The 22,324-nt window shown below is 66.4% G+C and carries 16 protein-coding genes; 5 read left to right on the top strand and 11 right to left on the bottom strand.

Annotated features, from left to right (window positions below):
* Positions 1 to 83: 83 nt before the first annotated feature.
* The 4 genes from C5689_RS10245 to C5689_RS10230 all read right to left on the bottom strand — a co-directional run bounded on the left by C5689_RS10245 (position 84) and on the right by C5689_RS10230 (position 5,640).
* Entirely contained in the window at positions 84 to 491 is a 408-nt protein-coding gene (locus C5689_RS10245) for a PRC-barrel domain-containing protein (protein WP_108917181.1), read from the bottom strand.
* Positions 492 to 572: 81 nt separating this feature from the next.
* Positions 573 to 2,846: an amylo-alpha-1,6-glucosidase gene (locus C5689_RS10240; protein WP_108917180.1), complete on the bottom strand. Its 2,274-nt coding sequence runs from the start codon at positions 2,844 to 2,846 to the stop codon at positions 573 to 575.
* Complete coding sequence (locus C5689_RS10235; RefSeq protein WP_167398710.1) at positions 2,800 to 3,978, bottom strand: glycosyltransferase family 4 protein; 1,179 nt, start codon at positions 3,976 to 3,978, stop codon at positions 2,800 to 2,802. Before C5689_RS10235 ends, C5689_RS10240 begins: the two co-directional genes overlap by 47 nt.
* A gap of 78 nt (positions 3,979 to 4,056) precedes the next feature.
* On the bottom strand, positions 4,057 to 5,640 hold the full coding sequence (locus C5689_RS10230; protein ID WP_108917223.1) for a CYTH and CHAD domain-containing protein: 1,584 nt from the start codon (positions 5,638 to 5,640) through the stop codon (positions 4,057 to 4,059).
* A 207-nt stretch (positions 5,641 to 5,847) separates the two neighbouring features.
* On the opposite strand from C5689_RS10230, the gene C5689_RS10225 reads away from it, so the two are divergent.
* On the top strand, positions 5,848 to 6,705 hold the full coding sequence (locus tag C5689_RS10225) for a nickel/cobalt efflux transporter (RefSeq protein ID WP_108917178.1): 858 nt from the start codon (positions 5,848 to 5,850) through the stop codon (positions 6,703 to 6,705).
* 8 nt (positions 6,706 to 6,713) lie between these two features.
* On the opposite strand, the gene C5689_RS10220 is transcribed toward C5689_RS10225, so the two are convergent.
* From C5689_RS10220 to C5689_RS10210, 3 genes are read right to left on the bottom strand one after another with little or no spacing between them, the layout of a single operon-like run.
* Entirely contained in the window at positions 6,714 to 7,577 is an 864-nt protein-coding gene (locus tag C5689_RS10220; protein ID WP_108917177.1) for an SDR family oxidoreductase, read from the bottom strand.
* Between the two features lie 10 nt (positions 7,578 to 7,587).
* The gene (locus C5689_RS10215) at positions 7,588 to 10,368 is read right to left on the bottom strand and encodes a heavy metal translocating P-type ATPase (protein WP_108917176.1); all 2,781 of its coding nucleotides are present in this window, start codon (positions 10,366 to 10,368) and stop codon (positions 7,588 to 7,590) included.
* A gap of 26 nt (positions 10,369 to 10,394) precedes the next feature.
* On the bottom strand, positions 10,395 to 10,880 hold the full coding sequence (locus C5689_RS10210) for a methyltransferase family protein (RefSeq protein ID WP_108917175.1): 486 nt from the start codon (positions 10,878 to 10,880) through the stop codon (positions 10,395 to 10,397).
* Between the two features lie 210 nt (positions 10,881 to 11,090).
* On the opposite strand from C5689_RS10210, the gene C5689_RS10205 reads away from it, so the two are divergent.
* From C5689_RS10205 to C5689_RS10195, 3 genes are read left to right on the top strand one after another with little or no spacing between them, the layout of a single operon-like run.
* The gene (locus C5689_RS10205; RefSeq protein ID WP_108917222.1) at positions 11,091 to 12,221 is read left to right on the top strand and encodes an 8-amino-7-oxononanoate synthase; all 1,131 of its coding nucleotides are present in this window, start codon (positions 11,091 to 11,093) and stop codon (positions 12,219 to 12,221) included.
* The gene (bioD, locus tag C5689_RS10200; RefSeq protein ID WP_108917174.1) at positions 12,218 to 12,868 is read left to right on the top strand and encodes a dethiobiotin synthase; all 651 of its coding nucleotides are present in this window, start codon (positions 12,218 to 12,220) and stop codon (positions 12,866 to 12,868) included. The genes C5689_RS10205 and bioD overlap by 4 nt, the downstream gene beginning before the upstream one ends.
* Positions 12,865 to 14,121 carry an adenosylmethionine--8-amino-7-oxononanoate transaminase gene (locus C5689_RS10195; RefSeq protein WP_108917173.1) on the top strand — a complete coding sequence of 419 codons (1,257 nt, stop codon included), beginning with the start codon at positions 12,865 to 12,867 and terminating at the stop codon, positions 14,119 to 14,121. Before bioD ends, C5689_RS10195 begins: the two co-directional genes overlap by 4 nt.
* Before the next feature lie 18 nt (positions 14,122 to 14,139).
* On the opposite strand, the gene C5689_RS10190 is transcribed toward C5689_RS10195, so the two are convergent.
* The 3 genes from C5689_RS10190 to C5689_RS10180 form a co-directional block, all read right to left on the bottom strand.
* The gene (locus tag C5689_RS10190) at positions 14,140 to 15,846 is read right to left on the bottom strand and encodes an AMP-binding protein (RefSeq protein WP_108917172.1); all 1,707 of its coding nucleotides are present in this window, start codon (positions 15,844 to 15,846) and stop codon (positions 14,140 to 14,142) included.
* Between the two features lie 169 nt (positions 15,847 to 16,015).
* Positions 16,016 to 17,035: a nickel/cobalt transporter gene (locus C5689_RS10185; protein ID WP_108917171.1), complete on the bottom strand. Its 1,020-nt coding sequence runs from the start codon at positions 17,033 to 17,035 to the stop codon at positions 16,016 to 16,018.
* Entirely contained in the window at positions 17,032 to 17,676 is a 645-nt protein-coding gene (locus C5689_RS10180; protein WP_108917170.1) for a DUF1007 family protein, read from the bottom strand. The genes C5689_RS10185 and C5689_RS10180 overlap by 4 nt, the downstream gene beginning before the upstream one ends.
* Before the next feature lie 457 nt (positions 17,677 to 18,133).
* Here C5689_RS10180 and C5689_RS10175 point away from each other — a divergent pair, with 457 nt between their 5' ends.
* Positions 18,134 to 21,643 carry an indolepyruvate ferredoxin oxidoreductase family protein gene (locus tag C5689_RS10175; protein WP_108917169.1) on the top strand — a complete coding sequence of 1,170 codons (3,510 nt, stop codon included), beginning with the start codon at positions 18,134 to 18,136 and terminating at the stop codon, positions 21,641 to 21,643.
* A gap of 235 nt (positions 21,644 to 21,878) precedes the next feature.
* Here C5689_RS10175 and C5689_RS10170 read toward each other — a convergent pair whose 3' ends face one another.
* On the bottom strand, positions 21,879 to 22,277 hold the full coding sequence (locus C5689_RS10170; RefSeq protein ID WP_108917168.1) for a DUF2147 domain-containing protein: 399 nt from the start codon (positions 22,275 to 22,277) through the stop codon (positions 21,879 to 21,881).
* Between the last annotated feature and the right edge of the window lie 47 nt (positions 22,278 to 22,324).

Here is a 22,324-nt window from a genome sequence, read left to right as displayed (position 1 = left end):
GCGCAGCGCGAATCGACGATCTGAAATTTCTAGCGCATAGCGGCGAAGCCTGTCGATCCTCGCGCGAGCCGAAGCGCGGAGCCTCAGCCGCGCGGGCGCGGTTGCTGCTCGTCCGTCCATTGCGACGGCTGCGGCTCGTCCCAATAGGGACGCGCATGATAATGCTCGTGCACGCGTTTCTCCCAATCGCGATCGCTCCAGCTGTCGTCGCTGAATTCCGGCGCGTCCTGAAGCTGCTGCTCGATGATGTCTGCGATATAGCCTTCGCGCTCATTGTCGTAGGAGAGCGAATTCCACGGCAGCGGATAATGGCTGTGGCCGAGGCCCAAGAAACCGCCGAAGCTCATCACGGCGTAACGAACGCGGCCCGAGACCTTGTCGATCATCAGATGATCGATTTCGCCCAGCTCATTGCCGAGCCGATCGAAAACGGTCGTGCCTTCGACGTCTTCGCTGGAGACGAGATTGAAGTCGGGGTTGGCGCTCGCCATTGTCTGTTCCTCCTGTTTCGTTTCGAAGCAACGCGGCGTCCGACGAATGGTTCCGCACTGCCGCGAGCGCTGCGGCTGCTCTCACACTTTCGCCGTGAGCGGATGCTCGCGCACATCCGGGTCGAAGACGAGCGACACTTGAACGTCGCCGATCGTGCGCAGCACATGCAGCGAAATGGCCGAGCGTGCGTCCTGCCGCAGCGCGACGTCGACACGCGCCTCGCCGAGCGAGAGATCGCGGATGACGATCTCGCCCGCCGAGAGCGGCACGGTCGGATTGACGAAACGGATCTGTCTCGCCTTGTGGTCGAATTCGAGGCCGAGCATCGTCTGAATGAAGAGAAAGGGCGCGCTCGCCGCCCAGGCCTGCGGCGAGCAGGCGGCGGGATAGAGCGTCGGGCCGCGGCCGCGTCGGCGCCGAAAGCCGCAATAGAGCTCTGGAATGCGCCGCGCCTCCATATAGCTCGCGGCGCGGATCAGCGAATCGAATATCGCCGCGACTCCCTCCTTGAAGCCATAGCGGCCGAAGCCATGCGCGATGAGCGCATTGTCATGCGGCCATATGGAGCCATTGTGATAGGACATGGGATTATAGCGGCTCTCGCCGCGCGCCACCGTGCGCACGCCCCATCCCGAGAAGAATGCGGAATCGAGCAGGCCGTCGGCGACGCTCTGCGCACGATCGGGCCGCGCTATGCCCGCATAGAGCGCATGTCCCGCATTGCTCGTGCGCACTTTGCATTGCCTTTTCTCGCCGTCCAGCGCCAGCGCATAAGTCCCGATCTCCTCGCACCAGAAGGCCTCCTCGAAACGCGCGCGCAGAGTCTCCGCGGCGCCCGCCAATTCGTCGGCGCGCGCGTCGAGGCCGAGCTCGCGCGCGCAATGGGCGGCGAGGCGCCGCGCGGCGTAGACATAGGCCTGCGCCTCGACCAGCGCGATCGGCCCTTCGGCGAGGCGTCCGTCGGCGTGGAAGACGGAATCATGTGAATCCTTCCAGCCCTGATTGCGCAGGCCTTGATCCGTATGGCGCGCATATTCGATGAAGCCGTCGCCGTCCGGATCGCCCGGCCCGTCGATCCAGGCGAGTGCGCGCTCGATCGCCGGCCATAATTCGCGGACGAGCGCATAGTCTCCGGTGCGGCGCGCATAATAGCCGGCGAGAACGACGAACAGCGGCGTCGAATCCACCGATCCGTAATAGAGGCCGAAAGGCACTTCGCCGAGCGCCGCCATTTCGCCGTCGCGCATCTCGTGCAAAATCTTGCCCGGCTCGGCGTCCGAGCGCGCGTCGAAACTCGTCGCCTGATGCGCGGCGAGCCGCCTCAGCACGCCGACCGCGATCGACGGATCGAACCACAGCATCTGCAGCGCCGTGATGACGCCGTCGCGTCCGAATGTGGTCGAATACCAGGGAATGCCGGCGTAAGGATAGCAGCCCTCCGGCGTCTTGGTGAGCAGCATTCGCACATCGGCTGTCGAGCGCCACAGAATCTGATTCAGCGTCGGATCGGCGGTCTCGACGCGCGCGCTCTGGCCGGTGGCGGTCTTCAGTTCGCGATGCAGTCCGGTCAAGCCGTTGAAGAAGGATTGCGTCGATTTCGGCAGGCGCCCGCGGCTTGCGGCGGTGAGGAAGATCGTCTGCGCCTGGCGCGGCGCGAGCCGCAGCGAATAGGTGGCGATGCTGTCGACGAGCAGCGAAGGATCGGGCTCGAAGGAGAGCGCCGTCTCGCGCAGCGCGCCGTCGAGGCCGCGGTAATAGAGCGCTACGGCGCCGGGCGCCAGAAGCTGCGCCCAGGCGCGCCCTCGCTGCGCGCGGCGGACGCCGCGCACCTCGAAAATATCGGCGAAATCATTGCCGAAGCCGATCGACAGATTGAGGCGAACCTCCTCGGCGCTCTGATTGGAGACCTCGAGCCGCTCGCGCAGCGAGCCGTCTTTGAGGTAAAGGGTGCGCGAGACATAGACGGAGTCTTTCAGCAGCGCGATCTTGTCGTCGCGGAAGATGTCGGGATTGGTGAGATCGACATAGAAGCTCAGATTGTCGTCGCGTATGGCGGAGTCGAGCAGCAAGGGCTGCGCCCCTTCGATCAAGAGCTCGAGATGCGAGAGATAGCGCGTGTCGTGATCGAACAGGCCGTCCGGCCCGCCCGCTGTCGCGCCGATGTCGCCATGGCTGTCGAAGACGGCGAATGTGTCGTCGTGCTTGAGCGTGCGGCGCGGCCGCGACGGCGGGCCGGTCGCCGGAATGTAGAATTGCAGCTCATGCGTCTGCGGCGCGTCGTCGCCCGCGTCGGGCGGCGCGCTCGGACTAGAGCGTGGGATAGGAGTTGTCCGGTTCGATCTGGTCCTCGACATGCCTCCTGAAATAGGTCGGCGGAAGCATAATGGGATGAGCGCGCAGCTCGGCCGGCGCCGGCGCGCGCAGCAGGCGGCGATAGATCGCCACATATTCCTTCGCCATGCGCGCGGCGGAAAAGCGCATCTCGAAGCATCGCCGAACCTTGCCGCGGTCGAGCGCGAGCACGTGGTCGAGACACGCGATCGCCTCCTCGACATTGTCGACGAGAGCACCGCTCACTCCCTCCTCGACGATCTCCGGCGCGGAGCCGCGACGAAAGGCGAGAACGGGCGTGCCGCAAGCCATGGCCTCGATCATGACGAGGCCGAAGGGCTCGGGCCATTCGATCGGAAACAGCAGCGCGCGCGCATCGCCGAGAAAATCGCTCTTGCGCCGATCGTCGATCTCGCCGACGAATTCGATGTTCGGAAGCGCGAGCAACGGCTCGATTGTCGCATGAAAATAAGATTCGTCCGGCGTATCGACCTTGGCTGCGATCTTGAGCGGCAGGCCGACCGCTCTGGCGATGGCGATCGCGTGATCGAGGCCTTTCTCCGGCGAGACGCGGCCGAGAAAGGCGAGATAATCGCCCTTGGGACGAAGCGTCGGCGCGAGAAGATCGAGCGGCAGGGCGTTCATCACCGTGCCGATGAAATTGGCGTGCGGGACCGGTTCGCGCTGCGAATCCGAGATGGAGACCAGCGGCATTTCGGGAAAGCCAGCGTAGAATCGCTCGATATCTGGAAGGTCCTGGCGCCCGTGCAGCGTCGTCAGCGTATGCGCCGCAATGTCGCGAAACAACGGGAAATGCAGCAGATCGACGTGAAAATGCAATATGTCGAATTGCGACGCCATGCGCCGCACGCGGTCGAGCATCAAGAGATAGCTCGGCGTCGGATCGCCCGCGCGCTTTTGGCGCAGCGGCAGATCGCTGCAGCAGACATGTCGCGCCGAAGTGACCGAGCCGCCGCTCGCAAAGAGCGTGACCTCATGCCCCTGCGCCACCAGCTCTTCGGTGAGAAAGGAGACGATGCGCTCCGTTCCGCCATAGAGGCGGGGGGGAACGCTTTCGATCAATGGCGCGATCTGCGCGATTTTGAGAGGCGGCGGACGCGTAGTTCGGAAGGGATCGCGCCAGCGAGGCGTCATTTTGTTCATTTTCGAGAGACCGTAACGCTCCCCGTCCGGTCAACGCTCGGGGCGTCTCATGGTTCCGCGCGAATGCGGTCAGCGCCAAAATGTCTCGAGCTGCTTCAATGACTTCTCGGTCTTTTTCCAGTCGACCGCGCCGCCTTCGCGCGCATGGGCGCACCAGCCCACGGCGAAGGCGCTCGCCGGCGCGAGATCGGCCTCGCTCTCGCCGAGGCCGCGCAACAGCTCGGCCGCGACGGCGAGATCATTATAGGCGCCGAGCCTGTCCTGCAGCGCCGACGTTTGTCGCAGATAGCGGCGCGCTTTCGTATGCGCGTCGAAGAGGGATTCGAAGAATTCGGCGGCATATCGCGCTTTCTTGAAGGCGATGCGCGCGTCGTGGCGCTGGTCGGGCGTCAGCGAAGCGAGGTCGCGGCTCGCTTTCAGCGCGCGGCGGTGCAGGCGATCGAGCGAGCGCATGGCGAAATCCTTCGCCGAGCCGGGCGCGCTCGGATCGAAGGCCGCGCGCCCATCGGCGCCGGGCGGCGCGCGCCAATTCCTCGCGGCGAGCGCGCCGCGAAGAGCGATGACGAATTGCGTCGTCTGCGGCGCCGCGACGAGCGCCGCGACAGCGGAATGCGCCTCTATGCGCTTTCGCTCCGCCGCATCGAGCAGCGCATAGAAGCTCGGCTCGCCATTGGCCTGGGCGAGCGGGCCGGTGACGAGCATGTCGAGCAGCACGTCGAGATTGCGCGCCTCTCCGAGCGTCGCCGATATGTCCTTGGCGCGCGTGGAGGCGGTCTCCAGCGCCTCGCTGGCGACGCCGCGCCGCAACATGGAGACGCCGGCGCGCAGGCGTCGCAGCGCCACGCGCATCTGATGGATGGCCTCCTCCGGCGCGCGATATTGCAGCGCCGGCCAATTGGCGACGAATTGATCGAGACAGGCCGATAGGAAGGCGACGATCGCCTCGTCGAGCGAGGCGTCGGGCGCGAGCTTCGGCCGGCGCGCCTTGACCGGGGCGGGGTCGGCGCCGGTCGCGCGGGCCAGCGCCAACTCGGCCTCGCTCATCGGCAGGACGCGCGCATTGGCGCGCGGCGCGAGCTCGGCGGCGACGTTCCAGAGCTCTTCTTCCGCCCCCTCGAGGAGTTGCAGCTCGATCTCGTGAAAATTCGAGCGGCGACCGCCGGCTTCGACAAAGCCGTCGTCGAAACAGACGGAGATGCGCGTTGCGGCCCGTTCGAGCAGGCGCTCGCGCCGCTCGGTTTCGGCGACGCTGCGCGCCTCCAGCGGCCGTTCGGCGATGGAGCGCCGCAGCGGCTCGGAGAGACCTAGCACTGTGCGGAGCGTCGGCACGCGCAATTCGATCGAGCCGCGCGCGCCGGAGGCGGCCGGCCGCGCCCAGCTCAGTTCGACGAAAGCGGCGCCATGCAGCTCATAGCCGCGCAGCATGATATTTTGCTTGTGAAGATCGCCGACGGCGGTGTCGAAGACGATGGAGCGAATGCGCCGCGTCGGCCGCGCGACGGCGCCGATGGTCACGCTCTCGCAGCGCGCGGCGGCGCTCATTCCGGCGCGATCGGTTCCCAGACGGATGCGCGGGCCCTCGCCGCGCGTGTTGCGCGTGGCGCGCCGCGCCGCCTCCCGGGCGGATGCGCTCGATACGAGAAGGCGATCCATGACCATGAAACCGTGAGGTTTTCGAGCTCGATGCGGCGAGTTTCGGCTCTCCGAGCGAGCCGGTCAAGGGGAGGCCGCTCCATTAGATATGGTGGAAACGGCCGTTCTCTATTCATCCTACCGCGGGAAAAGGCCCGTCGTCGCGGCGGGGGCCTTAACGGGCGGGCGGAAAATCAGTATATGCCTCGGGCGGAGAATTGAGGGCGCATGGCGAATATCGCGGAGTTGTTTCGGGACGGCGCGGCCAACGCCTGGCTGTTCGCGCCGACGGCGGTCGCGCTCGGCGCGCTGCACGGTCTCGAGCCCGGCCACTCCAAGACGATGATGGCGGCTTTCATCGTCGCCGTGCGCGGCACCGTCGGCCAGGCCGTTCTGCTCGGCCTCTCGGCGACGCTCTCCCACACGGCGATCGTCTGGGTGGTGGCGCTCGCCGGCCTCTATTTCGGCTCGCGTTGGAACGAAGAGGCCAATGAGCCTTATCTCGAGATCGCCTCCGGCGTGTTGATCCTCGCCGTCGCCTCGTGGATGACATGGCGCATCTGGCGCGACCATCGGCCGCGAGAGCCGCACGATCACGCCCATGGCTCCGCTCACGATCATCGTCATCCGCATGACCACGATCATGCGCATCCTCACGGGTATGACGCCGCCGACGCGCAGAGCGCGTCGCTCCTCCTCGACGAGGAGACGATGGATGCGCATGAGCGCGCCCATGCGGAGGATATAAAGCGGCGCTTTTCCTCCCGCCATGTGACGACGGGCCAGATCGTGCTGTTCGGCCTCACCGGCGGGCTCATCCCTTGCCCGGCGTCGATCACCGTGCTGCTGCTCTGCCTGCAGCTCGGCCAGCTGACGCTCGGCGCGGCGCTGGTGCTGTGTTTCAGCATCGGCCTCGCCATCACAATGGTCGCTGTCGGCGTCGCCGCCGCGCTCGGCGTGCGTCACGCCTCGAGCCGCTGGTCCGGCTTCGAGGAGATCGCCGCCAAGGCGCCCTATCTCTCGAGCGCGCTGATCTCCCTCGTCGGGCTCTACACGCTCTATTCGGGAATTTCGGCGCTCGCCTGAGCGGCCCCTCAGCCGAACGGGCTTTTCTGCACGCCTGCGGTGATCGGCGCGTCGAGGAAGAAATCCAATATGGCCGGCATGGTCGGATCGACCGCATAAAGCGAAAAATCCGTCACGCCTTCTTGCGTCAGCACATTCACGTCGATGAAGAAATTGCCGGTGCAGGCGCAGGCATCGCGCGTCAATATCGCATGGGCGGCGTCCGCCACGATCTGCGGCTTGCGCGCGCGCCGCAGCGCCGCCTCGCCGCCGAGGAGATTGGCGACCGCGGTGGTGGCGATCGCCGTCTCCGGCCACAGCGAATTCACCGCCACTTTCCCGGCGAGCTCGTGCGCGAGGCCGAGGGTCACGAGGCTCATGCCATATTTCGCCATTGTGTAAGCGAGATTGGGCGCGAACCAGCGCGGGTTCATGTCGAGCGGCGGCGACAGGGTGAGAATGTGCGGATTGGCGGATTTTTTTAAGTAGGGCAGAGCGAGCTTGGCGCAGAGAAAGGTTCCGCGCGCATTGACATGGTGCATCAGATCGAAGCGTTTCATCTCGATGGATTCGACGCTGCGCAGATCGATCGCGCTCGCATTGTTGACGAGAATGTCGACGCCGCCGAAAATGGCGGCGGTCTTGTCCAAGGCTTCCTCCACTTGCGCGTCGAAGCGAATGTCGCAAGGCAGCGCCAGCGCGCGACCGCCGGCCTTTTCGATGGCCGCCGCCGCTGTATAGATCGTCCCGGGAAGCTTGGGATGTTCGGCGACGCTTTTGGCGATTATCGCCACATTGGCGCCGTCGCGCGCCGCGCGCTCGGCTATGGCGAGGCCGATGCCGCGGCTCGCGCCGGTGATGAACAGAGTCTTGCCTGCGAGCGATCCCGCCATTGGGGCGCGCTCAGGCCGCGACCCGCGCCGGATAGCCGGCGTCGGTGATGATCTTGGCGAGGGCTTCCGGATCCTCGGGCGAGGGCGAGACCTCCACCTTGCCGGTGGCGAGATCGACCTTCACCTGCGCCTGCGGCTCGGCCTTCTGCACCGCCTCGGTCACATGCTTCACGCATTTGCCGCAGGACATTTCCTGAACGTCGAACGTCGTCGTCATCTCGTTTTCCTCCTCTCGGGATTCCTGTGAATGCGAGCCTTCGGGCTCGCTCTCAGAGCCGCTCGTCGTTTCCGCTCTCGTCGCGCTCGCCTCCACTGGCGGCCGGAAGCGCCGCAGCCGCAGCGCGTTCGTCAGCACGAAGACGCTGGAAAAGGCCATGGCGCCGGCGGCGAGCATGGGAGAGAGCAGCGTTCCATTGAACGGATAGAGCGCGCCCGCCGCGACGGGAATCAGAATCACATTATAGGCGAAAGCCCAGAAGAGATTCTGCGCGATATTGCGCATGGTCGCGCGCGAGAGCGCGAGCGCGGCCGGCACTTTGGACACATGGCCGGACATCAGCACGACATCGGCGGCCTCTATCGCAATGTCGGTTCCGGTGCCGATGGCGATTCCGACATCGGCGGCGGCGAGCGCCGGCGCGTCATTGACGCCATCGCCGACAAAGGCGATCTTGCGCCCCGCGCGCAGGCGCTGGAGCGCCGCCACCTTGCCGTCCGGCAGCACGCCGGCGATCACCTCGTCCATGCCGAGCTTCGCGGCAATGGCGCGCGCCGCGCGCTCGTCGTCGCCGGTGATCATCGCCGTGGCGACGCCCTGCGCGTGCAGAGCGGCGACCGCCGCGACGCTGGTCTCCTCGAGCGCGTCGGCGACGCAGAGAATGGCCGCCGGCTTTCCGTCGATCGCGACATAGAGCGGCGTCTTGCCCTCCGCCGAGAGCTGCGCCGCGGTCGTCTCGAATGCGCTGATATCGAGCCCGAGCGTCGCCATGAAGCGGGCCGCGCCGACGGCGATCTTCCGCCCGTCGGCGCTCGCCTCGACGCCCATGCCGGGCGTCGCCGCAAAGTCTCGCGCCTCGACGAGGGAAAGCCCGCGCGCCTTGGCGGCGGCGACCAGAGCGCCGGCGATCGGATGTTCCGAGCGCGCCTCGACGCTGGCGGCGAGCCGCAGCGCCTCATTCGGCTCGACGTCGGGCGCGGCCTCCAGATCGGTCAGCTCCGGCTTGCCGCGCGTCAGCGTGCCGGTCTTGTCGAAGGCGATCAGCGTCACATCGCGCAGGCTCTGCAAGGCCTCGCCCTTGCGGAACAAAATGCCGAGCTCGGCCGCGCGTCCCGTGCCCGTCATGATGGCGGCGGGCGTCGCCAGTCCCATGGCGCAAGGACAGGCGATGATGAGAACGGCGACGGCGGCCACCAGCGCGTAAGAGGAGTCGCGCTGTGGGCCGAAGGCGAGCCACGCCAAAAAGGTGAGATAGGCGATGGCGAGAACGGCGGGCACGAAGACGCCGGTCACGCGATCGACCAGCGCCTGAATCGGCAGCTTGGCGCCCTGCGCCTGCTCCACCATGCGAATGACGCCGGCGAGCACAGTATCCGCGCCGACGCGCGTCGCGCGAAAGGTGAAGGCGCCGGTGGCGTTCACCGTGGCGCCGGTCACTTCCGAGCCTTTGCGCTTGCCCACGGGCGCCGGCTCGCCGGTGATCATAGATTCGTCGACGTGAGAGGCCCCGTCCACGACCACGCCATCCGTCGCTATGCGCTCGCCCGGCCGCACGGCGACGAGATCGCCGACGACGATATCGTCGATCGGCAGCTCGATCTGCTCGGCGCCGCGCAGCACGCGTGCGGTCTTGGGCTGTAGGGCCACCAGGGCGCGGATCGCCTCCGACGTGCGGCCCTTGGCGCGCGCCTCCAGCGTGCGGCCGAAGAGGATCAGCGTGATAATGACGACGGCCGATTCATAATAGACATCGGCCGCGCCATGCGGCAGCAGGACAGGGGCGAAAGTGGCGACGACCGAATAGAGATAGGCGCTCATCGTGCCGATGGCGACGAGCGAGTTCATATCCGGATGGCCGCGCCAGAGCGAGGGCAGGCCCTTCTCGTAGAAGGGACGTCCCGGCCCGGCGAGAACCAGAGTCGCCAGCGCGAAGGAGATGTAGCGAATGGTCTGATGGCCGATAGCGGCCATCAACCAATCGCCGAGTCCTGGTATCGTATGCGCGCCCATCTCGAGGAAGACGACCGGCGCGCTCAGCGCCGCCGCGACGATGAGTCGCTTGCGCAGCGACACCGCCTCCTGCTCGCGCGCGTCCTTCTCGCGGTCGGCGGCCTTCGCGCCCGTCTCGAGCTCGCGCGGCTCGTATCCGGCTTCCGCCACGGCGCGGCGCAGCGCTTTACCGAGATCGCCGCCGCCGAGCGCGCGCACCCGCGCCCGATCCGTGGCGAGATTGACCTCGGCGCCGATCACGCCGGGGACGGCGCGCAACGCTTTTTCGACATGGGCGACGCAGGAGGCGCAGGTCATGCCGCCGACGCCGAACTCGATCGTCTCGACGGCGGGCTCATAGCCGGCCTCCTCCACCGCCCGGGCGAGCAGCGCGATGTCCGCGGCGGGCGTGAGCGCGACAGCGGCGCGCTCTGTCGCGAGATTGACCGAGGCCGAGAGCACGCCCGGCGCGCCGCGCAGCGCCTTTTCGACATGGGCGACGCAGGAGGCGCAGGTCATTCCGCGCACGCCGAACGAAAGATGCGCATCGGCGGACGAATTTGCGCTCGTCGCGGCGTCGGCCATGGGGTTCGCTCCTCTCCCGCGCCAGTCTACAGCCAGCGCCGGACTTTCGCGGCATAGGCGTCGAATTCCGCGCCGAACCGCTGCGACAAATGGCGCTCTTCCGGTTCTATGGCCAGTTGCCGGAGCAGAATGGCCATGGCGGGCGTGAGCAAGAGCATCCATACGGAGCCGAGCGCGAGGCCGAGCCCGACGACCAGCGCTACATTCGCCACGTAGATGGGGTTGCGCGACCATTGATAGGGGCCTGCGGTGACGAGGCTGGAGACGGGGCGGTCGGGCCGGAGCGTCGTGCCTTGCCGACGCATCAGCGAAGCGCACCACAGATCATTGGCGAGCGCCAGCGCGACGATGAGGCCGCCGACGACGCGCAGGCTCGGCGGCCAAGCGCCCTCGGAGAGAGGGAGAAGCGCGTCGAGCAGCGCCCCGCCGGCGATCGCCGTGAGGAGCAGCAGCGGCGGCCACGGGATGCGAGACGGCGGTTCCGCCTCGGTTCGGCTGTCGTCCTGTGACATGGAGGAACCCTCTTTCTGCTCAGATCGCGTTGGCGCCTATGAATTTCAAGCTGCGATTCTATTGAAAAGCGAGCCGGCGGGCTTTCTTGCCGTCCCGTCGCCGCCCGGCTATGTAACCGCCACTCCGGCGCGATGGAAGTCGCGCCTTTCGAGGCAAGCCCCGAACCGCTCGGGAAGCGTCGAGTGACGACAGATCAGCGCGAGGCCCGAATGCTCGACTTCTATGCCGCGGACCTCGCGAGCCTCGCCGCGCAGGATCGGCTGCGCGCGCTGTCGCCGCGTCGCGGACTCGACTTCAGCTCCAATGATTTTCTCGCGCTCGCCGAATCGCAGGAGCATAGCGAGGCCGCGGCGGCGGCGCTGGCGCGCGGCGTTCCAATCGGCGCCGGCGGCTCGCGGCTGCTGCGCGGCAATCATGAGGAGCACGAGGCGCTGGAGCGCGAGGCGGCGGCCTTCTTTCACGCCGAGAGCGCGCTCTTTTTCGGCGGAGGCTTCTCCGCCAATGAGGCGCTGCTCTCGACCTTGCCGCAAAAGGGCGATCTCATCGTCCATGACGCGCTGGTGCACGCCAGCGCGCATGAGGGGATGCGCCTCTCGCGCGCGCCGAGCGTCGCGGCTCTGCACAATGACGCCGACGCATTCGAGGACGAGATCGCGGCATGGCGGCGCGCCGGCGGCGCGGGCCGGCCCTGGATCGTCGTCGAGAGCCTCTACAGCATGGACGGCGATTTCGCGCCGCTCGACTCTCTCGCCGAGATCGCCGCGCGTCACGAGGCGTTTCTCGTCATCGACGAAGCCCATGCGACGGGCGTCTATGGGCCGGAGGGACGCGGCCTCGCCGCCGCGCTCGAGGGGCGTGAGAACGTCGTCACTCTACACACATGCGGCAAGGCGCTCGGCGCCTCCGGCGGCCTCGTTCTGCTGCCCGCCGCGCTGCGCGAATTTCTCATCAACCGCAGCAGACAGTTCATCTTCGCCACGGCGCCGTCGCCGCTCGTCGCCGCCTGCGTGCGCGCCGCTCTGCCGATCGTCGCGCGCGCGGAAGGACGCCGCGTCGCATTGCGTTCGCGCGTCGCCGTGGCCGCGCGTGAGTTGCAGGCGCTGGGATTGGCGCCCTCGCAATCGCAGATCACGCCGGTCATCGTCGGCGACAACGCCCGCGCGCTGGCGCTCGCCGCAGCGATGCAGGCGCAGGGCTATGACATTCGCGCCATCCGCCCGCCCACTGTGGCGGAAGGATCGGCGCGGCTGCGCATCTCGCTCACGCTGCATGTGAGCGAGGCGCAGATCGTCGCGATGGTCGAAGATCTCGCCCATGCGCTGGCGAGTCTTCCGGCATGACGCGCTTCGTCGTCGCCGGGACCGACACCAATGTCGGCAAGACCGTGTTCTCCGCCGCGCTCGCCGGCGCGCTCGGCGCCTATTATTGGAAGCCCGTGCAGTCGGGCCTCGAGGGCGAAACGGACACGATGATCGTGGCGCGGCTGTCGGGCCTCGCCGCAGAGCGGCTCTTGCCGGAGGCCTATCGTCTGACGACGCCCGCGTCGCCGCATCTCGCCGCGCGCCTCGACGGCGTCACGATCGACGTCGAGCGTCTCGCTCCGCCGGATCGCGCGCCGCTCGTCGTCGAGACGGCCGGCGGCCTGATGACGCCGCTGACGGAAAATTTCTCGACGATCGAGCTTCTCGCGCGCTGGCGGCTTCCGGTCGTGCTCTGCGCGCGCACCACGCTCGGGACGATCAATCACAGCCTATTGTCTCTGGAGGCTTTGCGCCGTCGCGAGATTCCCGTTCTCGGCGTCGTCTTCATCGGCGAGGCGAACGTCGACACGCAGGAAACGATCGCGAATATTTCCGGCGCGCGCATTCTCGGCCGCCTGCCTTTCGTCGCGCCTCTCGACGCGGAGAGGTTGAGCTGGTCTTTTCTCGCGCAGTTTCGCCTCGCCGATTTCGCTGCGACTTCACAGCTCTCCGGGAGCTCGAAATGACAGATTCGCCGATTTGGCGGCCTTTCACCCAGCACGCGCTGCAAGCCCGGGCGATCCACGTCGCGCGCGGTGAGGGGGCCTGGCTCGAATGCGCCGACGGACGCCGCATTCTCGACGCCATCTCCTCCTGGTGGGTCATCACCCATGGCCATCGCCATCCCAAAATCGTGCAGGCGATCAAGGATCAGGCGGACCGGCTCGATCAGGTCATCTTCGCCGGCTTCACGCACGAGCCCGCAGAAGCGCTGGCGCGCCGGCTGGTCGCGCTGACTGCGCCCGGTCTCGATCATGTGTTCTATTCCGACAGCGGCTCCACCTCTGTGGAGGTCGCGATCAAAATGGCGCTCGGCTATTTCCGCAATCGCGGCGTCGCGCGCAATCGCATCATCGCGCTAGAGCACGGCTATCACGGCGACACCATCGGCGCCATGTCGACCGGCGCGCGCTCCGTCTTCAACGCCGCCTATGAGCCGCTGCTCTTCGATGTGACGCGCATTCCCTTTCCGAGCGTCGGCCGCGAGCAGGCGACATTGGATGCGCTGGAGGCCGCCTGCCGCAGCGCGGACGCCGCGGCTTTGGTCGTCGAGCCGCTCGTGCTCGGCGCGGGCGGAATGCTCGTTTACGGCGCCGATACGCTGCGCGAGATGCGGCGCATTTGCGCGTCTCATGGCGTGCTCTTCGTCGCCGATGAGGTGATGACCGGCTTCGGCCGCACCGGAACGCTGTTCGCCTGCGAGCAGGCGGGAATCGTTCCCGATATCGCCTGCTATGCGAAGGGTATAACCGGCGGATCATTGCCGCTCGCCGTGACGATGTGCGCGGAGGAGATTTTTCAGGCGCATTATTCGACGGATCGCTCGCGCACCTTTTTTCATTCGAGCTCTTTCACCGCAAATCCGATCGCCTGCGCCGCGGCGCTCGCCAATCTCGAAATATGGGAGAGCGAGGATGTGCGCGGCCGCATCGCGCGACTGGCGGCGATGCAGGAGGAACGGCTGCTGCCTTTCGCCAATGATGCGCGCTTCACCAATGCGCGGCGCATCGGTACGATCGCGGCGCTCGATCTGCGCGTCCGCGACGCGGGCTATCTGGCGACGATCGGTCCAGAACTCTATGAGTTCTTCATCTCGCGCGGACTGCTGCTGCGCCCGCTCGGCAATACGATCTACATATTGCCGCCCTATTGCATAGAGCCGAGCGAGCTCGACGCGCTCTATGCGGCGATCGACGAGGCGGGAGATCGCTTCGGCTGAAAATTCGCGCGCTCCGCCCTATTTGCCGCGCGCCAGATACTCCTCCTTCAGCACGCGCCGCAAAACCTTGCCGACATTGGTCTTGGGCAAGCTGTCGCGGAATTCGAAATGGCGCGGCGCCTTGTAATGCGTCAGCGTCTCGCGGCAGAAATCATGCAGCTCCTTCCCGGTGACGTCGGCGTCGCGCGGCACGATGAAGGCGAGCGGCGCCTCGCCCGAATGCGGATCGGGAACGCCTATCACTGCGGCCTCCTTCACCTTGGGATGGCGCGTCAGCACATTCTCGACTTCATTGGGATAGACGTTGAAGCCGGAGACGAGGATCATCTCCTTGAGGCGATCGACGATCTTCAATTGTCCGTCGGGCGTCATCACCGCGACGTCGCCGGTGCGCAGGAAACCATCCTCCGTCGTCGCCGCGGCGGTCTCCTCCGGCCTGTTCCAATAGCCCGCCATGACTTGCGGGCCTTTGACGCAGAGTTCGCCGCGTTCGCCGAAAGGCGCCGGCTCGCCGGAGGGCAGGCGGATCGACACCTGCGTCGAAGGATAGGGATAGCCGATCGCGCCGGAGAATTCGACGAGATCGGGACGGTTGCAGGTAATGACCGGCGAGGTCTCCGAAAGGCCGTAGCCTTCGATGATCGGATGGCCGGTGATTTCCTTCCATTTGCGGGCGACGACGTCCTGCGTCGCCATGCCGCCGGAGATGCAGTAGATCAGATTGGAGAAATCGACGAGCGGGAAGTCCGGATGATTGGCGAGCGCCGCATAGAGCGTGTTGACGCCGGAGATCATGGTGAAGCGCGATTTGCGTAGCGTCTTCACGAAACCGCCGATGTCGCGCGGATTGGCGATGAGCAGGCAGGAGCCGCCGATCTTCACGATCAGCAGGCAGCAGGCGGTGAGGCCGAAGATGTGATAGAGCGGCAGCGCCGTCACCATCACCTGATCGAGCGGCGTCGGCAGATAGGGGCAGAGCCAGGCTGCCGATTGCGCCACATTGGCCGCGACATTGCGATGCCGCAGCATGGCGCCCTTGGCGACGCCGGTCGTCCCGCCCGTATATTGCAGAAAAGCGAGATCGTCGGGGCCGACGTTCACGTCCCGCAATGGCGCCGAGGCGCCGGCGCGCAGCACTCGAGAAAAGCGCAGGCTCTGCGGCAGGCGATAGCGCCGCACGGCGCGTTTCACATAGCGCGAGACGAAATTCACGATAGGACCGCGCAGGCCGAGCAGGTCGCCGGGAGCGATGACGACGGCTTTTTCGATCCGCATCGACGGCCAGGCCGCTTCGACTGTATGGGCGAAATTCTCGAGCACGAAGATCATGCGCGCGCCGGAGTCGTCGATCTGATGCGTGAGCTCATTGGGCGTGTAGAGCGGATTGACGTTGACGACGATCGCGCCGGCGAGCAGCACGCCGAAGATGATGGGCGGATAGGCCATCACATTGGGCGCCATGATCGCGATGCGATCGCCCTTGGCGACTCCCTGCGACTGTAGCCAGGCCGCGACGGCGCGCGCGGCAGCGCCGAATTCCGTATAGGTGAGCTTGCCGCCGAAGCTCTCGAGCGCCGTGCGTTCGGAAAAATCGACGACGCTCTGGCGGAACATGTCGACCAGCGTCGAATAGCTCGCCGGGTCGATCTCGCTGGGCACGAAAGGCGGATAGGAGGCGACCCAGGGCCGGGCGGCATAGGGATCGGTGAGGGTGGCGGCAGTCATCAAAGGCCTCCGGGCGTGGGCGCGACGGACTGCGGCCCTGCTGTCCGCCATATGAATAGCGACTATTTGCTGACGAAAATATAGCGCGGCGCAGGCGCGAGCGCAGCCCCGCGCGCGGAATGATCGTCGTCGCAGCGCAGCATTCGAGCGCGGCGCCGCGAGAATGGCGTCAGGCGCCGCCGACGCTCATGGAGACGCCGAGAAGTAGCGCGAGGCCGAATGCGAGCACGAGGAGGGCGGCGAGAAGCTCGGCGGAGCGCAGCAGCGTTTCGGCGCGCCGCGATTTCCGCGCGGCGAGGCGCGCGGCGAAATCCTTGGCGAAGACGGCCGTCGCGGCCAAGCCGCCGGTGGTGATCGCCGTGCCGGCCGACATCAGCAGCGTCGCGCCGGCGCCAGCCATGAACGCGCCCTGTGACAAAGTGAAGACGAGCACGAGAATGGCGCCGGAGCAGGGGCGCAGTCCCGCCGCGACGACCGTCGCCAGCGCGTCGCCCCAACGGAAACCCGTTCCGAGCCGAGAGGCGTCGATCGCGTGAACATGGCCGCAGTCGGGGCCGTGGATATGCGTCGGATCGTCGACCGCCTCGCAGGCGAAGGCGCCGCGCTGCGTCGCGGCGAGAATCGGCGCCGGCTCTCGCATTGCGGCGATGAGCGCGCGGCCTTTGACATAGGCGAGGCGCGCGCCGAGCGCGGCGATGGCGACATAGCTCGCCGTTTCGATCCAAGTCGCCGCCGCGGTCATGCGCTGAGCCGTGACGCCGAAGACGATCGCCGCCACGCCGACCAGCGCAATTGCGACGAGGCCTTGCAGCAGCGCCGCCAGAGCGGCGAGCGTCAGCCCGCGCTTCAGCGCTGTCTCATTGGCGATCATATAGGAGGCGAGCACGGCCTTGCCATGGCCGGGCCCGGCGGCGTGGAAGACGCCATAGGCGAAACTCGCGGCGGCCAGAGTCGCGAAGGCGAAGCGGTCCGTTTTCAAGGCTTTGGCGGCGCTCTGCAATTGCATGTGGAATTTGCTCTGCCAGGCCAGCAGCAGGCCGGCGAGTCCGTTCGCCGCGCCGACCGGGCCCTCGGCGGGGCCGACGGCGAAAGGATGGCGCGCGGCCTGCGCGAGCGCTGCGTCCTGCAGCAGCGCGAGCGCGGCGAGCGACGCCAGCAGCAGCGCGCAATCTCGCGGCGCAATCCTCACGGGCAGGCCACGACGACGCGCGCGGCGAGCTTCATGCCGAAATCGGCGCCGGGCGACATATTGGCGAAAAAGGCCTCGCTGAGCTTTTGCGTGTCGACGGCGAGCAGCGGCTTCGGCTCCACGACGCTGGTCGAGCAGCCGGCGGGAGCGCCGGCGAGAGTCGCCGCATTCTGCTTCTCGAAGTCGAAGGCGACGAAATAGGTCGGATCATAGGTCTGGAACGAAAATGGCTTGTTCGACGGCAGCGGCTTTTCCAGCGGCAGCGTGAAATGCATGGTGACGATACGCTTGTCGTTCGCCTCCAGCCAGACGTCCTCTGGCGGCCCGAAGGCGGTCTTGGCGTTCTGATATTTGGCGAAGGTGAAATAGTCGAATTCGGCGAGCGATTCGGCGTTGGTCTTGGCGAGCGGCGCGAGCTCCTCGCGGCTCGGCGGCTTGCCGTCCTTGCCGAGGCCTTGCAGCGCGAAAGCGGAATACATTTCGTCGAAGGTCCAGGCGTGGCGCACGCCCTTGATCTTGCCGTCCGGCGTGAACAGCACCTCGCTGCGCACGGCGACCCAGACATGAGGATGCGCCGCGGCGGGCGTGGCGGCGAGCGCGGCGGCGATCGTCAACGAAGCGAAGGCGAGTTTCATCGGCATAGGGCTCTCGCCTCGGTCGGGCCGCGGCGCCTGGGGTACGTCTTGCGAATCGCTCCCGTTTCGGGCCCCGTCCTCTAGGTGCCGAAGGAGGCGGAAACAGGGCCGGCCGGCCCGACAATTTTCGGCGCCTGCGAAGGCTCGCTTGCTGGCGTCGCGCGTCGTGACGTATAATGCCACGCCCGACGCCGCGAGGACAAGGCGGGGACGGGTCGCGCCGGGGCGGCGGCGGTTCCTCGCGGTCGGGATACGGATTTCCACGGATGCGGAGGACGGGAGTCTTTCCGCCGCCGCAAATCCGCAATATGACCTTCGGAAGCGACGCGCGCGAGAGCTTTCGAACGAGAATGCTTCATATGGAGAGCGGGTCCGCCCCTTTCCGAGACGTCAGACGTCGCGCGGCCTGCGCGAGCGGGCCCGCCCCGCGAGGGCCTTCGCGCCGAGCGAGGAGAAACTACGAATGGCGGAAAAAGTCGCCGGCGCCATGACAACCGGCTCCGCCTTCGGCGACGTCTCCCTTGCCGATCGTTTCGATCTTTCCAAGACTCACGTGCTGCTCAACGGCACGCAGGCGATCGTGCGCCTTCTGCTGATGCAGAAGGAGATGGATCGTCGCGCCGGCCTCAATACGGCGGGCTTCGTCTCCGGCTATCGCGGCTCGCCGCTCGGCGGCATGGACGCGCAGCTGCACAAAGCGAAGCCGCTCTTCGACAGACACGACATTCTCTTCATGCCGGGCCTCAACGAGGATCTCGCCGCCACCGCCATTTGGGGCGCGCAGCAGGCCGAGATGCGCGGCGAAGGCAAATATGACGGCGTCTTCTCCGTCTGGTACGGCAAGGGGCCGGGCGTCGATCGCTCCGGCGACGCGCTGCGCCATGTCAATCTCGCCGGCTCTTCGCGCAATGGCGGCGTGCTGGCGCTGATGGGCGACGACCACACCGCCGAATCTTCGACCACGGCGCATCAATCCGAATTCGTCTTCGTCGATATGATGATGCCGATCCTCTCGCCGGCAGGCGTGCAGGAGATTCTCGACTACGGCCTCATGGGCTTCGCGCTGTCGCGCTACGCCGGCGTCTGGACAGGCTTGAAGCTCATCAAGGATACGGTGGAATCCACCGCCTCCATCGACGGCTCGCTCGATCGTGTGCGTCCCGTCGCGCCGCTCGATTTTCTGATGCCGCCGGGCGGCCTCAACATACGTCCGCGCGATCCGGTGCTGACGCAGGAAGAGCGTATGCAGGAGAGCAAGCGCGACGCCATGCTCGCCTTCATCCGCGCCAATCGTCTCAATCGCATCGTCACTTCCGGCGGGCCCAACGCCAAAATCGGCGTCATCACTGTCGGCAAATCTTATCTCGACGTGCGTCAGGCGATGGACGATCTCGGCATAGACGAGGTGAGGGCCAATGATTACGGCCTGCGCCTCTATAAAATCGCCTGTCCCTGGCCGCTGGAGCCGCAAGGCCTGCGCGAGTTCGTGCGCGGGCTCGATCTCGTCATCGTCGTCGAGGAGAAGCGCTCGCTGATCGAGGTGCAATTGCGCGAGCAGCTCTATGGCTCGTCGCATCAACCCGCCTGCATCGGCAAGAAGGACGAGGTGGGCGAATGGCTGTTTCCGGTCAAAGGCTCGCTCGACGCCAATGACGTCGCCATCGCCATCGGCCGGCGGCTGCTGAATCACGTTCGCTCCGACGATCTCGAAGGGCGGGTGCGCCGTCTCGAGCACATGCAGGAGCGCCGCAAATCGCTGACCGACGTCGGCGTGCGCGTGCCGCATTTTTGCTCCGGCTGCCCGCATTCGACCTCCACCCATGTGCCCGAGGGAATGCGCGCCTATACGGGCATAGGCTGCCATTATATGGCGCAATGGATGGACCGCTCGACCGAGGGCTACACACATATGGGCGGCGAAGGCGCCAATTGGATCGGCGAGGCGCCCTTCTCGACGCGCAAGCATGTGTTCCAGAATCTCGGCGACGGCACTTACAATCACTCCGGCTCGCTCGCCATTCGCTTCGCCGTGGCGACGAAGACGAACATAACGTTCAAAATCCTCTTCAACGGCGTCGTCGCCATGACGGGCGGGCAGGCGCATGAGGGCGAGCTCACCGTGGAGGCCATAGCGCATCAAATGGCGGCGGAAGGCGTCGCCAAAATCGCGCTCGTCTCCGACGAGCCGCACAAATATTCGTCGGTCATCCAATGGCCGCCGGGCCTCGTCATCTATCACCGCAACGTCATCAACAGCGTGCAGAGCGAGCTCGCCGCGACGGAAGGCGTCACGGTGCTGATCTATGATCAGACCTGTGCGACGGAAAAGCGCCGCGGCCGCAAGCGCGGCGAATATCCCGACCCCGATGTGCGCGTCGTCATCAACGAGCTGGTCTGCGAGGGCTGCGGCGATTGCGGCCGCGCCTCCAATTGCGTATCGGTGCAGCCGCTGGAGACCGAATTCGGCCGCAAGCGCCGCATCGATCAGTCGAGCTGCAACAAGGACCTCTCTTGCCTCGAGGGCTTTTGCCCGAGCTTCGTCACCGTGCATGGCGCGCGCATGAAGAAAGCCGCGCCGACGAGCGAGACGCAATGTCCGCCGCCGCCGGAGCCCGCCGTTCCGCAGCTCGGCGCCACGCCTTACGGCGTGCTCGTCGCCGGCATTGGCGGGACGGGCGTCGTCACGGTGAGCGCCATTCTCGGCATGGCCGCGCATCTCGAGGGCAAGGGCGTCGGCGTCATCGACATGGCCGGCCTCGCGCAAAAGGGCGGCGCGGTCTATTGCCATGTGAAGATCGGCCGCACGCGTGGCGACGTTCATGCGATCCGCATCGCCGCCGGCGAGGCCGATCTCGTGCTCGGCTGCGATCTCGTCGTCGCCGGCGGCAAGCAGATTCTCGCCGCCATCGATCCGGCGCGCAGCCATGTCGTCGTCAACAGCGCCGAGGTGTTTCCCGGCGATATCGAGCGCGATCCCGATTTCGTGCTGCCGGCGCAGCGCATCGAACGCGCGATACGCGAGGCCGCGGGCGAGCGCGTCGATTTCCTGAATGTGACGGAGCTGGCGCTGGCGCTGCTCGGCGATTCCATCGCCGCCAATATGTTCATGCTCGGCTACGCCTGGCAGAAGGGACTGCTGCCGCTTTCCGAGGCTGCGCTGCTGCGCGCCATCGAGCTCAATGGCGAAGCTGTGCCGATGAATCATTCGGCCTTCGCCTGGGGCCGCCGCGCCGCGCATGATCTCGAGAGCGTCGCCGCCGTCGTCTCCTCCTTGCGCGAGCGCAATCCCGCGCGGGATGTGTCACATTCATTGGAAGAGGCGATCGATCGTCGCGTCGCCTTTCTCACCGATTATCAGAACGCCTCTTACGCCGCCCGCTATCGCTCGAGGGTGGACGCGGTCGCGCGCCTCGAGAAAGAGCGCGTTCCAGGCACAAAGGAGCTGACCGAGGCGGTGGCGCGCGGCCTGTTCAAGCTGATGTCGGCCAAGGATGAATTCGAGGTCGCGCGCCTCTACACCGACGGCTCGTTCCAGCGTCAGCTCGCCGAGATTTTCGAGGGCGATCTGCGCATGGAGCTGCATCTCGCGCCCAATCTCGTCGCTTTCCAGCGCAAGAACGACATAGGCGGCTCGCGCAAGATCACTTTCGGCTCGTGGATGTTCCATGTGCTGAAATGGCTGGCGCGCTTCAAGGGCCTGCGCGGCACGATCCTCGATCCCTTCCGCCCCGACAGCGACCGCATCGCCGAGCGCAAGATGCTCGCCGATTATCAATTGCTGCTCGACGATATTCTGCCGCGCCTGTCGCCGGCCAATCATGCGACCGCGGTGGCGCTGGCGCGCATACCGGAGAAAATCCGCGGCTTCGGCCACATACGCGCGCGCAGCACGCAGGAGGCGCGCGCCGAGATCGCGCGGCTCTATGGAGAATATCACGCGATCAGGCCGGATGTGAAAATGGCGGCGGAGTGAGGGGGGAGCGTCATTGAAAGAAGGGCGCATCTCCTTCTCCCGCGCGCGGGAGAAGGCGGCCCTCGCGTCAGCGAGGGTCGGATGAGGGCCCCTGCATAGACGCGCAGGCGAGACGTTTCGAGATCGTCGCTGTGGACGCGTCCTCATCCGACCCGACTTCGTCGAGCCACCACCTCCCACGAGTGGGAGAAGGAGACGCGCGTCGGGCGTCGAAGCTATTCAGAGCGGCGCTGGTTCACCGCACCCGCGTCCAATCCTCCTCACCACAGATATTCGTCCCATTCACGCAGCCTTCCAGCCGCAGCACCTTCTCGCTGCGCATGGCGAGGCTGGCGGCGTAATTCTGGCCGTCGCGCGCGTTATAGATCGTGCCGGCCCAGCTATTGGCGCCATTGGGCTTCACAGTGAGGATGGGCAGGCCGAGCAGCTTGCGGCCGCGTTGGCGCGGATCGGGATTGTTCTCGTCCACGCCGGGGTCGGAGGTCCAGGCGATCTTGCCGCAGATCGCCTGGCCGCAACGGCTGATCTGAATATGCGCGGTGCCGTCGGCGACGCGCCATTCGCCGATCGGGTCGGCGAATGCCGCGGTCGCGACGACAGAAAATATCGACGCGCACATCCAGGACCGCTTCATCTCGAGCCTCCGTTTGAATAATCACGGGCGGGAGTATAGGGCTAAGC

The organism is Methylosinus sporium, assembly GCF_003113265.1.
Taxonomy (GTDB): domain Bacteria; phylum Pseudomonadota; class Alphaproteobacteria; order Rhizobiales; family Beijerinckiaceae; genus Methylosinus; species Methylosinus sporium.
The sequence above is the reverse complement of the archived record's forward strand: the minus strand, read 5'-3'. Positions and strand labels throughout refer to the sequence as shown.

What these genes read in the sequence shown, in the direction of transcription:
- C5689_RS10245 (WP_108917181.1), bottom strand. Translation starts at nt 491, where the DNA reads ATGGCGAGCGCCAACCCCGACTTCAATCTCGTCTCCAGCGAAGACGTC.
- C5689_RS10240 (WP_108917180.1), bottom strand. Translation starts at nt 2,846, where the DNA reads ATGTCGAGGACCAGATCGAACCGGACAACTCCTATCCCACGCTCTAGT.
- C5689_RS10235 (WP_167398710.1), bottom strand. Translation starts at nt 3,978, where the DNA reads ATGACGCCTCGCTGGCGCGATCCCTTCCGAACTACGCGTCCGCCGCCT.
- C5689_RS10230 (WP_108917223.1), bottom strand. Translation starts at nt 5,640, where the DNA reads ATGGATCGCCTTCTCGTATCGAGCGCATCCGCCCGGGAGGCGGCGCGG.
- C5689_RS10225 (WP_108917178.1), top strand. Translation starts at nt 5,848, where the DNA reads ATGGCGAATATCGCGGAGTTGTTTCGGGACGGCGCGGCCAACGCCTGG.
- C5689_RS10220 (WP_108917177.1), bottom strand. Translation starts at nt 7,577, where the DNA reads ATGGCGGGATCGCTCGCAGGCAAGACTCTGTTCATCACCGGCGCGAGC.
- C5689_RS10215 (WP_108917176.1), bottom strand. Translation starts at nt 10,368, where the DNA reads ATGGCCGACGCCGCGACGAGCGCAAATTCGTCCGCCGATGCGCATCTT.
- C5689_RS10210 (WP_108917175.1), bottom strand. Translation starts at nt 10,880, where the DNA reads ATGTCACAGGACGACAGCCGAACCGAGGCGGAACCGCCGTCTCGCATC.
- C5689_RS10205 (WP_108917222.1), top strand. Translation starts at nt 11,091, where the DNA reads ATGCTCGACTTCTATGCCGCGGACCTCGCGAGCCTCGCCGCGCAGGAT.
- bioD (WP_108917174.1), top strand. Translation starts at nt 12,218, where the DNA reads ATGACGCGCTTCGTCGTCGCCGGGACCGACACCAATGTCGGCAAGACC.
- C5689_RS10195 (WP_108917173.1), top strand. Translation starts at nt 12,865, where the DNA reads ATGACAGATTCGCCGATTTGGCGGCCTTTCACCCAGCACGCGCTGCAA.
- C5689_RS10190 (WP_108917172.1), bottom strand. Translation starts at nt 15,846, where the DNA reads ATGACTGCCGCCACCCTCACCGATCCCTATGCCGCCCGGCCCTGGGTC.
- C5689_RS10180 (WP_108917170.1), bottom strand. Translation starts at nt 17,676, where the DNA reads ATGCCGATGAAACTCGCCTTCGCTTCGTTGACGATCGCCGCCGCGCTC.
- C5689_RS10175 (WP_108917169.1), top strand. Translation starts at nt 18,134, where the DNA reads ATGGCGGAAAAAGTCGCCGGCGCCATGACAACCGGCTCCGCCTTCGGC.
- C5689_RS10170 (WP_108917168.1), bottom strand. Translation starts at nt 22,277, where the DNA reads ATGAAGCGGTCCTGGATGTGCGCGTCGATATTTTCTGTCGTCGCGACC.